Genomic DNA, 12,014 nt, shown 5'->3' with positions numbered 1-12,014 from the left:
ATCGCCTGCGGGGGCGGCCCGATCCAGATCAGCCCGGCGTCCAGGACCGCCTGCGCGAACTCCGCGTTCTCCGACAGGAAGCCGTACCCGGGATGAACCGCGTCCGCCCCCGAGTCCCCGGCGGCCCTGAGCACCTTCGCGATGTCCAGATAACTGGTGGCCGGAGTGTCACCGCCCAGCGCGAACGCCTCGTCCGCCGCTCGGACATGCACAGCGTCCCGGTCCGGTTCCGCATACACGGCAACGCTCGCGATCCCGGCATCCCGGCACGCCCGGGCCACGCGGACAGCGATTTCGCCACGGTTGGCGATGAGCACCTTGCGCACGATGGCTCCCTCCTTGAAACAAGCCGAGTTTAGGGACTGCCGACACGGCCTATCGACCCGTCCCCAATGGTGAGCTTGCCCACACGGAGCGTGATTCGAGGCTCGCTCGACCCGCGAGATCCCTTGTCACACCGCGGTACGCAGGAATCCTTGGTTGAACCCTAGCTCTCCTGTGTGGTCAAGGTCTCTGTGCGGCTGTGCCGCGCCGCACATCGTTTCTTTGTGGAGTCCCTACGAATGGCCCAACGATTCTTTGCCCTCGGCAGAACCCTTGTCCCGTGGTTTACCCGTTAGTAGCGTTCAGGGTGGCTCGAACGTACTTGGGGTAACAGCACTCGGAAGTGGGTGGGGACCGGTGGTACGCAGACCGGTGGCGTGGGTGGCGGCGATCGTGCTCTTCGTGGAGGCGGTCGGTATCGCGCTGCTGAACTGGTTCCTCGGCGAGGTCGTCGACCGGCAGGACATGTCCCTGGCGGGGCTCGACTCGGACATGATGTCCGCCTCGTCGAAGATCGGGGGACTGGTCTTCGGTCTCTACTTCGCGCTGTGCGGGGTCGCCGCGCTGCTCGCCGGGGTGCGCAACCGCGCGCCGGGGGTCTTCGGGCGTGTCCTGCTGATCAGCGCCGCCGTGGTGCACGGACTGCTCGGCGCGTTCACGGTGGGGCTGGTGGGCTGGGGCGCGTTCGCCTTCATGATGGTGGTGCTCGGACTGATCGTGTTCACGCTGCTGGCGTTCGGCCCCGCGGCGGGTCCCGCGGACGCCGCGCCGGGAGACGGCAGCGGTGGCGTGGACGGGGCGAACGGCGGCAAGGGAGGAGCCCCGGTCGCGGCCCCTCCGGCGCCCAGCGCCTCCTGACCGCCCTCGCGGCCGTCACTTCTCCCGCGGTGTCCACAACTCCGTGATGCCGACTCCCAGTTCGCCCAGCAGTCGGCGGACCAGGGGCAGGGAGATGCCGATGACGTTCCCGTGGTCGCCGTCGATGCCCTCGATGAACGGGGCCGAGCGGCCGTCGAGCGTGAAGGCGCCGGCGACGTGGAGCGGTTCGCCCGAGGCGACGTACGCGGCGATCTCGGCGTCGGTCGGCTCGCCGAAGCGGACCACGGTGGACGCGGTCGCCGACGCGTAGCGCTTGGTGGCCGTGTCGTGGACGCAGTGCCCCGTCTGGAGGGTCCCGGCCCGGCCGCGCATCGCCTTCCAGCGCGCGGTGGCCTCCTCGGCGTCCGCCGGCTTGCCGAGCGCCTGCCCGTCCAGGTCGAGGACCGAGTCGCAGCCGATCACCAGGGCGCCCTGCACCTCCGGCCGCGCGGCCACGACGGAGGCCTTGGCCTCGGCCAGGGCGAGCGCGAGTTCGGCGGGTGTCGGGGCGGAGACGGCGTCCTCGTCGACCCCGCTCACGATCACCTCGGGGGCGAGTCCGGCCTGCCGCAGCAGGTTGAGCCTGGCGGGGGACTGCGAGGCGAGGACGAGGCGGCGGCGCGGCTGATCGGTCATGCGGTCAGCGTATCGGCGCGGGCGTGTCGTCCGCCGCTCACATCACGCCGAGGACGATCATCGCGAGCAGCATGGCCAGCGCCATGAGAACGCCGAGCCGACGCAACATGTCCTGCATGTCGCGCAACTCCTTGGGCGGCTCGTTCTCGGGGTCGGACCACAGCATGTCCCCGATCGTGCGGCGGCCCGGGTGCCGGGCGCCTGAGTACGCGTACTCAACCTTTCCCTCCACGCCGTAAACGGGTCTGAGGTTTCTTTAGCGGACCCGGCGGCGATGGCCGAAGAGGTGGCGAACCGCCTGCGGGGGGCCCGCGTAGGCAGTTCGCCACCTCTTCGGCCGCGCGCCCGCACGAGGCCCCGTGCCCGCAGGAGGCCCCGCGTCCCCGCGGGGCGCTCCCGTCAGCCGGGCCAGTAGGTCCGGGACCAGGTCGACGCGCCCGGCTGCGGCAGGCGGCGGGCGGCGATGCGGGACGGGTCCGCCCACGCGTCCCTGGTTCCCGGCGCGCCGGACGGCGGGCCGGCCGCCGCCGCGGCGCGGACCTGGACCACCGCCAGTGCGGCGGCCAGCTCCTCCGGGGTCGGATTGCCCCGTACGACCTTGATGTTCATGTCCGCTCCCAAGGATCCCGGGTCTACAGGGGGATGTTGCCGTGCTTCTTCGGGGGAAGTGATTCCCGCTTCGTGCGCAGCTGACGCAGACCCCGTACGAGATGGGAGCGGGTGTCGGAGGGCATGATCACCGCATCGATGTAGCCGCGCTCGGCCGCCGTGTAGGGGTTGAGGAGCGCGTCCTCGTACTCCTGGATCAGCCGGGCCCGGGTGGCCTCCGCCTCGGTGGGGTCCGTGACGGCGGCGATGGTGCGGCGGTGCAGGATGTTCACCGCGCCCTGGGCGCCCATGACGGCGATCTGGGCGGTCGGCCAGGCGAGGTTGAGGTCGGCCCCGAGGTGCTTGGAGCCCATGACGTCGTACGCGCCGCCGAACGCCTTGCGGGTGATGACCGTGATGAGCGGGACGGTGGCCTCGGCGTACGCGTAGATCAGCTTGGCGCCGCGGCGGATGATGCCCGTGTGCTCCTGGCCGACGCCCGGGAGGAAGCCGGGGACGTCCACGAAGGTGATGACCGGGACGTTGAAGGCGTCGCAGGTGCGGACGAAGCGGGCGGCCTTCTCCGAGGCGTCGATGTCCAGGCAGCCGGCGAACTGCATCGGCTGGTTGGCGACGATTCCCACCGGCCGGCCCTCGACCCGGCCGAAGCCGGTGAGGATGTTCGGCGCGAACAGCGGCTGCGTCTCGAAGAACTCGGCGTCGTCCAGGACGTGTTCGATCACCGTGTGCATGTCGTACGGCTGGTTCGCGCTGTCCGGCACGATCGTGTCCAGCTCGCGGTCCTCGTCGGTGATCGCGAGGTCCGCCTCCTCCGGGAACACCGGGGGCTCGCTGAGGTTGTTGGACGGCAGGTACGACAGCAGCTGCTTGACGTACTCGATGGCGTCCTTCTCGTCACCCGCCATGTGGTGGGCCACGCCTGACACCGCGTTGTGCGTGCGGGCGCCGCCGAGCTCCTCGAAGCCGACGTCCTCGCCCGTCACCGTCTTGATGACGTCCGGACCCGTGATGAACATGTGCGAGGTCTGGTCGACCATGATCGTGAAGTCGGTGATCGCGGGGGAGTAGACCGCGCCGCCCGCGCAGGGGCCGACGACCAGGCTGATCTGCGGGATGACGCCCGAGGCGTGGGTGTTGCGGCGGAAGATCTCGCCGTACATGCCGAGGGCCGAGACGCCCTCCTGGATGCGGGCGCCGCCCGAGTCGTTGATGCCGATGACCGGACAGCCGGTCTTCAGCGCGAAGTCCATCACCTTCATGATCTTCTGCCCGAAGACCTCGCCGAGAGCGCCTCCGAAGACCGTGAAGTCCTGCGAGAAGACGGCGACCGGACGGCCGTCGACCATGCCGTACCCGGTGACGACACCGTCGCCGTACGGCCGGTTCTGCTCCATGCCGAAGTCGGTCGAGCGGTGCTGCGCGAACTCGTCGAGTTCGACGAAGGAGCCCTCGTCGATCAGCAGGTCGATCCGCTCACGGGCCGTCAGTTTGCCTTTGGCGTGCTGCTTTTCGACAGCCCGCGCCGAGCCGGCGTGCGTCGCCTCCTGGACGCGGCGCCGCAGATCCGCGAGTTTGCCCGCGGTCGTGTGGATGTCGGGGTGGTGCAGCTCTTCCGGCTCGGACATCGGGATGCGGCTCCCTGCCTGCTCAGTGGGACATGAGGGTGATGTGCTCAGGGGGTTGCTACTGACTCGTAGGGTAGTGGTGCCCATACGGTTCGGCAGTGCGGCGTTTACCACACCTAGGGTGGGTTGCATGACGCCGCGAGATGCCTCAGACGCGAACGACAACCGATGGTCCGACCTCGACCGTCCGCCCCTCAACGCCACCGCCCTGCGCCGGGCGCTGGTGCGGGACGGCGCGGACGGCGGGCTCTGGAGCGATCTCCAGGTCGTGGCCGGCACCGGCTCCACCAACAGCGACCTGGTCGGGCTGGCCGTCTCCGGGAAGGCGGACGAGGGAGCCGTCCTCGTCGCCGAGGAGCAGAACGCCGGACGCGGCCGCCTGGACCGGCGGTGGACGGCACCGGCCCGCTCGGGCCTGTTCTTCTCCGTCCTGCTCAAACCGACCGGGATCCCGGTCGAGCGCTGGGGCTGGCTCCCGCTGCTGACCGGGGTCGCGGTGGCGACGGCCCTGTCCCGGGTCGCGGGTGTCGACACGGCACTCAAGTGGCCCAACGACCTGCTGGTGACGGTGGACGGCGCGGAACGCAAGGCGGGCGGCATCCTCGCCGAACGTGCCGGGACCGACGCGGTCGTGGTCGGCATCGGCATCAACGTCACCCTGCGCGAGGACGAGCTCCCGGTGCCGGGCGCGGGGTCGCTCGCCCTCGCCGGAGCGACGACCACGGACCGTGACACCGTGCTGCGGGCCGTGCTGCGCTCGCTCGAGCAGTGGTACGAGAAGTGGCGTGCCGCCGGCGGCGACCCCGACGCCTCCGGTCTCCAGGAGACATATGCCGCCGGGTGCGCGACGCTCGGACGAGTGGTGCGGGCCGAACTGCCGGGCGGCAGGTCGATCACCGGGGAGGCGGTGGCCGTCGACGGGGACGGGCGTCTGGTCCTGGCCACGGAGGAGGGGGTGCAGCAGCCGGTGGGCGCGGGAGACATCGTCCACCTCCGGCCGGCCTGAGCGTTGGAGGCCGGCGGGCCGTACTCAGCGATGGGCACCGGAGCCGATCGTGGTTCCGGGTCCCGGTCAGGCGTACGAGTCAGGAGTGAGCCAGCGCACACCTGCCGTAGAGTTGAGCGCGGTCGATACCTGACCGTGGCAGATCGGAAAGGCAGCAGGCGTGACCGTCGACGACACGGGCTCCGGCACGGGTGCGCATCCCGCTCCCGACGGTGAGCCGGGGCGTACCGCCGGGTCGGCCACCGACCCGGCGCCCGCGGCCGCCGACGCGGACCTGCGCGGTGACGAGGACGCCGGGGACCCACGGGAGCGATCGGATGCGAACGTGCGTCCGGACCGCAATCTGTCGGACACCCCGAGCCCGCCGCCGGACCCGCGGGGGCGGCTGGACGGCCAGGGCCGGCTGGACGCCCAGAACCGGCTCGACGAGCAGGCCGCCGACTCCGGGGAGGATCCCCTCGCCCTGCGCCTGGAGGGGCTCATCCTGGGCGCCGAGCGCCGCTACACCCCATTCCAGGCCGCCCGCAGCGCCGGTGTCTCCATGGAACTGGCCTCCCGCTTCTGGCGGGCCATGGGCTTCGCCGACATAGGCCAGGCCAAGGCGCTGACCGAGGCCGACGTCCTCGCCCTGCGCCGGCTGGCCGGTCTCGTCGAGGCGGGCCTGCTCAGCGAGGCGATGGCGGTGCAGGTCGCCCGCTCCACCGGCCAGACCACCGCGCGGCTGGCCGAGTGGCAGATCGACTCCTTCCTGGAGGGGCTGACCGAGCCCCCGGAACCGGGGATGACGCGCACCGAGGTCACGTACCCCCTGATCGAGCTGCTCCTGCCCGAGCTGGAGGAGTTCATCGTCTACGTCTGGCGGCGCCAGCTCGCCGCCGCGACCGGCCGGGTGGTCCAGGCCGGTGACGACGAGGAGATGGTCGACCGCCGCCTCGCCGTGGGCTTCGCGGACCTCGTCGGATTCACCCGGCTGACCCGCCGCATGGAGGAGGAGGAGCTCGGCGAGCTCGTCGAGGCCTTCGAGACCACCGCCGCCGACCTGGTGGCCGCACACGGGGGCCGGCTCATCAAGACCCTCGGCGACGAGGTGCTGTACTCCGCGGACGACGCGGGCGTCGCCGCCGAGATCGCCCTGCGGCTCATCGAGACGATGGCCAACGACGAGACCATGCCGGAGCTGCGTGTCGGTATCGCCTTCGGCACCGTCACGACCCGGATGGGCGACGTCTTCGGCACGACGGTGAACCTCGCCTCCCGGCTCACGTCGATAGCGCCGAGGGACGCCGTCCTGGTGGACGGCGCCTTCGCGGAGGAACTGGTGCGCACCCAGGACGCCCCCGCCTCCGAGGCCGAGGCCGCCGAGGCGGCGGCCACCGCGGAGAAGGAGGGCGAGGAGCCGCCCGCCTACCGCTTCGCCCTCCAGCCGATGTGGCAGCGCCCGGTCCGTGGCCTCGGCGTGATCGAACCGTGGCTGCTGGCCCGACGGGAGCTGTCGGACACGCCCTGAGGGCTGTCCCGCGAGCCCCGGCGGTGCGCCGGGCCGTCCCTCCCCCGCGCACCGCTCCCAGCGCCCTGCCCGGCCCCCGCTACCCGTGTCCCAGCGGGTTCGTCAGGCTGTTGACGCAGATCCCCACGATCGGCACGCAGAGCCCGGGGGAACCGGGCTTCGGGGCCGGGGCGTGGGTGGTGGCGCTCGGCGTGGGGTGCGGCGCGGGCGCGGCCGGCGGCTGCGACGGTACGGGTGCCGTGGGGATGCCGGTCGCGTCCGGTGCGTCGTCCACGGGCGCGTCCGCGCGGCCCGGCCGGTGCGCCCCGGGCGGTGCCGTGGCCGACGGGTCCGTCACCCCGGGCGCCCCGGCGGCTCCGGCGGGCCCCGGGGACGCCGTCGATGCCGCGGATGGCGTCGCGCCGGGACTCGCTCCCGCTGTCGGGGTCGCGGCCGCCCCGCCCTTCGCTGCGGCCGCACCGGCGGACGCGGGATGCGCGGAGGGCACGGCCCAGACGGTCGGCGAGGCGTCGAGCGCCCCGTCGTCGGCCACCCCGGGCCTCGGCTCGGCCTCCGCGCCCCCGCTGCCGCCCCCGGTGACCCCGTCGGGAGCCATCCGCGCCAGGCTCAGCGCCCCGGCGGCCAGCGCGAGCCCGCCCACCGCGAGGAGCGCGCGGCGCGACCGCGGCCTGCGGTGCCGTCCGCGGCCGGTGCGCTGCCGGAACGCGAGGGGGGCGGTCCCGGCGGCCTCCTCCGGTTCCGGCGCGCGCCCGGCGGCTGCCGGCGAGGTGTCCGTGTCCCGGGTCCGTCCTGGCGGCGTGGAGGCCCTGGCGGGCTCGGGGCGGCGCGGTTCCCCGCCGCGCGGTCGGGCGGGCGGCGGCGCGGCGGGGACTCCCCCCGGCCGGTCCGGGCCGAGTGCCTGGGAGAGCGTCGCCACGCGGGTGGTGGGCTCCGTGGGCCCCGGCGGGACCAGGGGCACCCGTACCCAAGGCCCCCTCGCCACGTCCGTCGTCGTGCCGTTCGTCATGGTCATCCCTCCCCGGTGTGCGGACGCTCCCCGATGTCCTTGGCGGTGCGCAGGTTATGCGTCTTTTGGGGGCCTGGGGCGGGAGTTGGGTGGGATGTCACCCGAACGTGGAAGCGCGGCCGAAGGGACGGGTTTCGTCGGACGGCGTCGGCTGCGATGATCGGGGCAGGCGGAAGTTAACCCGCGTTAACCGTTCACAGGGAGGGTGTCATGGCGGAGCAAGGGGACGAGCTGCGGTCCGGGGACGAGGGGCGGTCCGAGGGCGAGCGGCGGTTCGGGGAGTTCGTCGTCGTGCGTCGGCACGAGCACGTCGCGGAGCTCGCCCTCGACCGGCCGAAGGCCATGAACGCCGTGTCCACGGAGATGGCCCGCTCCCTCGCCGGCGCCTGCGCGGCGCTCGCCGCGGACCCCGGTGTGCGGGTCGTGGTGCTGACCTCGACCCATGAGCGGGCCTTCTGCGTGGGCGCCGACCTGAAGGAGCGCAACTCCTTCACCGACGCCGACCTGATGCGGCAGCGCCCCGTGGCGCGGGCCGCGTACACGGGCGTTCTGGAGCTGCCGATGCCGACCGTCGCCGCCGTGCACGGCTTCGCGCTCGGCGGCGGGTTCGAGCTGGCGCTCTCGTGCGACCTGATCGTGGCCGACCGTACGGCGGTGCTCGGGCTGCCCGAGGTGTCGGTCGGGGTGATCCCGGGAGGCGGCGGTACGCAGTTGCTGCCGCGCCGCGTCGGTGCGGCCCGCGCGGCCGAGCTGATCTTCTCGGCGCGCCGTCTGGAGGCGGCCGAGGCGCGGGAGTTGGGGCTTGTCGACGAGCTCGTGGACGCGGGGCGGGACCGTGCGGAGGCACTGGCGCTCGCCGCCCGTGTCGCCGCCAACTCGCCCGTCGGCCTGCGGGCGGCCAAGCGGGCGCTGCGGCTCGGGCAGGGGCTCGACCTCCGTGCGGGCCTGGAGGTCGAGGACGCCGCCTGGCGGTCGGTCGCCTTCTCCGGGGACCGGGCGGAGGGGGTCGCCGCCTTCAACGAGAAGCGCAAGCCGCAGTGGCCCGGCCAGTAGCTTCCGGGTACGGCCACTCGGACCCCTGTCCGCCGTACCGATATCCCAAATGAAGGTAAATGTCCCTAGCCTGTAGTGATGGGTGAGGACAGACGGCTGAGGGCCGTGGTGGAGCTGGCGCAGGGGATGGCGGCGGCGCACACCCCGCGCGAATCCTGGCGGGCCGCGGCGCTCGGTGCCTGCCACGCGCTCAGCGGCAGCTTCGCCGCGCTCTCCGTGTGGGAGCGCGAACTCGGCCGGCTCCGCGTGCTGGTGAACGTCGGTGAACGCGCGCCCGACGAGGAGGAGTTCCCCGAGCGGGAGGCCTACCCGGTGCACCAGTTCCCGGAGATCGCCGAGTTCCTGCACGAGCGCTGGGCCGGCGGCGGCGGCCCGAACGCCTGGGTGGAGACCGCGGACGGCCCGGCGGGCGGCCGTGCCGGGTACTGCCACCAGCGGGTCGCCGCCCTGCGCAGGCGAGGGCGCGGCTGCTGCGTGGTCGCCCCGGTCGTGCTGCACGGGCGCGCCTGGGGCGAGCTGTACGTGGCCCGACCCGCGTCGGAGCCCTTCTTCGACCGGGCGGACGCGGACTTCGCGACCGTCCTCGCCTCCGTCGTCGCGGCCGGGATCGCCCAGACCGAGCGGCTGGAGGAGGCCCGGCGGCTGGCGTTCACGGACGCCCTGACCGGGCTCGCCAACCGCCGGGCCGTCGACGTGCGTCTGGACGAGGCGATCGCACGGCACCGGGCGGAGGGCGTCGTGGTCAGTCTCGTCGTCTGCGATCTCAACGGGCTCAAGCGCGTGAACGACACCCGGGGGCACGCCGTCGGGGACCGGCTCCTGGAGCGGTTCGGGTCGGTGCTGTCGCTGTGCGGGGCCATGCTCCCGGGCACTCTCGCCGCCCGCCTCGGCGGCGACGAGTTCTGTCTTCTCGCGGTCGGACCGCCGGCCGGCGAGGTCGTGCGCATCGCCGGTGAACTCTGCCGCCGCGCCGCCGAGTTGGAGATGGGCGAGGGGGTCGCGTGCGGGGTCGCCTCTACCGGGGACCCGATCGGGCCGGTGCGCTCGGCGCGCCGCCTCTTCCGGCTGGCCGACGCCGCCCAGTACCGGGCGAAGGCCGTTCGCGCCGCACAGCCCGTCGTCGCCGGGCGGGAGGGGCCCGACGACCCGGTCGTACGCCTGGCCGACGCGCCGCCCCCGGCCGAGGGGGAGCGCCGCCGCTTCCGGGGGCGGCACGAGCAGCGCCGCCCGTGACGTCGGGACGTACGGCGAAGTAAGGGGCGAACCGGCCACCCACTAGTGACACCACTAGTGACATCGCAGAATTCACTGCGTACGCTCCTGAATATGGATATGCATACTGTGGTGGTGGGGACGTCCGGCGTGACCGCGTCCGACGTTCTCGCCGTGGCGCGCGGCGGCGCCCGCATCGAGCTCGCCGACGAGGCGGTGGCGGCCCTGGCCGCGGCCCGCGAGATCGTGGACGCGCTGGCCGCCAAGCCGGAGCCCGTCTACGGCGTCTCCACCGGCTTCGGCGCGCTCGCGAGCCGCCACATCAGCCCGGAACTCCGCGCCCAGCTGCAGCGCAACATCGTCCGCTCGCACGCCGCCGGGATGGGCCCGCGCGTCGAGCGCGAGGTCGTGCGCGCGCTGATGTTCCTGCGGCTCAAGACCGTCTGCTCGGGGCACACCGGCGTCCGGCCCGAGGTCGCGCGGACCATGGCCGACATCCTCAACGCGGGCATCACCCCGGTCGTGCACGAGTACGGCTCGCTGGGCTGCTCCGGCGACCTGGCGCCGCTCTCCCACTGCGCGCTGACGCTGATGGGCGAGGGTGACGCGGAGGGCCCGGACGGCACGGTCCGCCCCGCGGGCGAGCTCCTCGCCGAGCACGGCATCGCACCCGTCGAGCTGCGCGAGAAGGAAGGCCTCGCCCTTCTCAACGGCACCGACGGCATGCTCGGCATGCTGGTCATGGCCCTCGCCGACCTGGACACGCTCTACAAGTCCGCGGACGTCACCGCGGCCCTCTCCCTCGAGGCCCTGCTCGGCACCGACAAGGTCCTCGCCCCCGAGCTGCACGCCATCCGCCCGCACCCCGGACAGAGCGCCTCGGCCGCCAACATGCTGGCCGTGCTCAAGGGTTCGGAGCTCACCGGCCACCACCAGGACGGCGCCCCGCGCGTCCAGGACGCCTACTCCGTGCGCTGCGCCCCGCAGGTCGCGGGCGCCGGCCGCGACACCCTCGCGCACGCCCGGCTGGTCGCGGAGCGCGAGCTCGCCGCCGCCGTCGACAACCCGCTCGTGCTGCCCGACGGGCGGGTCGAGTCGAACGGCAACTTCCACGGCGCCCCGGTCGCCTACGTCCTCGACTTCCTGGCCATCGCAGCCGCGGACCTGGGCTCCATCGCCGAACGCCGCACCGACCGGCTGCTCGACAAGAACCGCTCGCACGGACTGCCGCCGTTCCTCGCGGACGACGCGGGCGTCGACTCCGGTCTGATGATCGCCCAGTACACGCAGGCCGCACTGGTCAGCGAGATGAAGCGGCTCGCCGTACCGGCGTCCGTGGACTCCATCCCGTCCTCCGCCATGCAGGAGGACCACGTCTCCATGGGCTGGTCGGCCGCGCGCAAGCTGCGCACCGCGGTGGACAACCTGACCCGCATCGTCGCGATCGAGCTGTACGCCGCCACCCGCGCGATCGAACTGCGCGAGGGCCTCGCCCCCGCCCCGGCGTCGCGGGCCGTGATCGACGCCGTCCGCGCCGCCGGTGTCCAGGGGCCGGGCCCCGACCGCTTCCTGTCCCCGGACCTGGAGGCGGCCGACGCCTTCGTGCGCGGCGGCCAGGTGGTGACCGCGGTGGAAGCGGTCACCGGTCCGCTGCTGTAGGCGCCACCGCCGTACCCCGCTGAGGGCGCCGCCGACCAGGGCGGCGCCCTCACGGGACCGCAGAGTGTGCTACTGTCTCATTGATACGTTTTTGGTACCCATTTACTTTGTGCGCCTGATCGGAATCCTCCGCAGGCGCGTTTTGTTTTACCGGCATCTCCGGCATTTCCCGGTGCATCTCCGGATTGGGGCCCTACCTGTTCAGGAGAGAAACATGGCTACCGGCACCGTGAAGTGGTTCAACTCGGAAAAGGGCTTCGGCTTCATCGAGCAGGACGGCGGCGGCCCCGACGTCTTCGCCCACTACTCCAACATCGCCAGCTCCGGCTTCCGTGAGCTGCTGGAGGGCCAGAAGGTCTCGTTCGACGTCGCGCAGGGCCAGAAGGGCCTGCAGGCGGAGAACATCATCCCCGCCTGATTTCGGGGACGCGCTTTTCCAGAGCCGGGGCCCGCACCTTCGGGTGTGGGTCCCGGCTCGTGCTGTGAGTGCTCATGAATGCCGTTCATATTGGCGGCGGG

Annotated in this window: 13 protein-coding genes; 7 read left to right on the top strand and 6 right to left on the bottom strand. The window is 72.8% G+C overall.

The window, feature by feature from the left end:
- Positions 1–326: biotin carboxylase N-terminal domain-containing protein (locus tag ACFVTC_RS15385; RefSeq protein ID WP_390127049.1), on the bottom strand; the 326-nt coding region annotated here is incomplete at its 3' end.
- Positions 327–681: 355 nt separating this feature from the next.
- Between ACFVTC_RS15385 and ACFVTC_RS15380 the strand changes: the two genes are divergently transcribed.
- A complete protein-coding gene (locus ACFVTC_RS15380; protein WP_390127048.1) occupies positions 682–1,182 on the top strand; it encodes a hypothetical protein in 501 nt (166 codons plus the stop codon).
- A 15-nt stretch (positions 1,183–1,197) separates the two neighbouring features.
- Here ACFVTC_RS15380 and ACFVTC_RS15375 read toward each other — a convergent pair whose 3' ends face one another.
- The 4 genes from ACFVTC_RS15375 to ACFVTC_RS15360 form a co-directional block, all read right to left on the bottom strand.
- Positions 1,198–1,818, bottom strand: a complete 621-nt coding sequence (locus ACFVTC_RS15375) for a nucleoside triphosphate pyrophosphatase (RefSeq protein ID WP_168529916.1) — start codon at positions 1,816–1,818, stop codon at positions 1,198–1,200.
- Between the two features lie 37 nt (positions 1,819–1,855).
- A complete protein-coding gene (gene mmpB, locus ACFVTC_RS15370) occupies positions 1,856–1,984 on the bottom strand; it encodes a morphogenic membrane protein MmpB (protein ID WP_266701026.1) in 129 nt (42 codons plus the stop codon).
- 233 nt (positions 1,985–2,217) lie between these two features.
- Positions 2,218–2,427 (bottom strand): acyl-CoA carboxylase epsilon subunit, encoded by a 210-nt coding sequence (locus tag ACFVTC_RS15365; protein WP_390127047.1) that lies wholly within the window; start codon positions 2,425–2,427, stop codon positions 2,218–2,220.
- A gap of 23 nt (positions 2,428–2,450) precedes the next feature.
- Complete coding sequence (locus ACFVTC_RS15360; protein ID WP_390127046.1) at positions 2,451–4,052, bottom strand: acyl-CoA carboxylase subunit beta; 1,602 nt, start codon at positions 4,050–4,052, stop codon at positions 2,451–2,453.
- 130 nt (positions 4,053–4,182) lie between these two features.
- Here ACFVTC_RS15360 and ACFVTC_RS15355 point away from each other — a divergent pair, with 130 nt between their 5' ends.
- Positions 4,183–5,058, top strand: a complete 876-nt coding sequence (locus ACFVTC_RS15355) for a biotin--[acetyl-CoA-carboxylase] ligase (RefSeq protein ID WP_168529920.1) — start codon at positions 4,183–4,185, stop codon at positions 5,056–5,058.
- A 160-nt stretch (positions 5,059–5,218) separates the two neighbouring features.
- Complete coding sequence (locus ACFVTC_RS15350) at positions 5,219–6,565, top strand: adenylate/guanylate cyclase domain-containing protein (protein ID WP_390127045.1); 1,347 nt, start codon at positions 5,219–5,221, stop codon at positions 6,563–6,565.
- Between the two features lie 79 nt (positions 6,566–6,644).
- Here ACFVTC_RS15350 and ACFVTC_RS15345 read toward each other — a convergent pair whose 3' ends face one another.
- Positions 6,645–7,571 (bottom strand): hypothetical protein, encoded by a 927-nt coding sequence (locus ACFVTC_RS15345; RefSeq protein ID WP_390127044.1) that lies wholly within the window; start codon positions 7,569–7,571, stop codon positions 6,645–6,647.
- A 210-nt stretch (positions 7,572–7,781) separates the two neighbouring features.
- On the opposite strand from ACFVTC_RS15345, the gene ACFVTC_RS15340 reads away from it, so the two are divergent.
- From ACFVTC_RS15340 to ACFVTC_RS15325, 4 genes are all read left to right on the top strand, one after another.
- Positions 7,782–8,624, top strand: coding sequence for an enoyl-CoA hydratase/isomerase family protein (locus tag ACFVTC_RS15340; RefSeq protein WP_390127043.1), 843 nt, complete (start codon positions 7,782–7,784; stop codon positions 8,622–8,624).
- 78 nt (positions 8,625–8,702) lie between these two features.
- Entirely contained in the window at positions 8,703–9,857 is a 1,155-nt protein-coding gene (locus ACFVTC_RS15335; protein ID WP_390127042.1) for a diguanylate cyclase domain-containing protein, read from the top strand.
- Positions 9,858–9,956: 99 nt separating this feature from the next.
- On the top strand, positions 9,957–11,495 hold the full coding sequence (hutH, locus tag ACFVTC_RS15330) for a histidine ammonia-lyase (RefSeq protein WP_390127065.1): 1,539 nt from the start codon (positions 9,957–9,959) through the stop codon (positions 11,493–11,495).
- Positions 11,496–11,709: 214 nt separating this feature from the next.
- Positions 11,710–11,913, top strand: coding sequence for a cold-shock protein (locus ACFVTC_RS15325; protein WP_028803001.1), 204 nt, complete (start codon positions 11,710–11,712; stop codon positions 11,911–11,913).
- Positions 11,914–12,014 lie beyond the last annotated feature (101 nt).

Origin of the sequence: Streptomyces sp. NPDC057950, from assembly GCF_042887295.1 — a bacterium.
Taxonomy (GTDB): domain Bacteria; phylum Actinomycetota; class Actinomycetes; order Streptomycetales; family Streptomycetaceae; genus Streptomyces; species Streptomyces kaempferi.
This window is presented reverse-complemented; position numbering and strand designations above follow the sequence as displayed.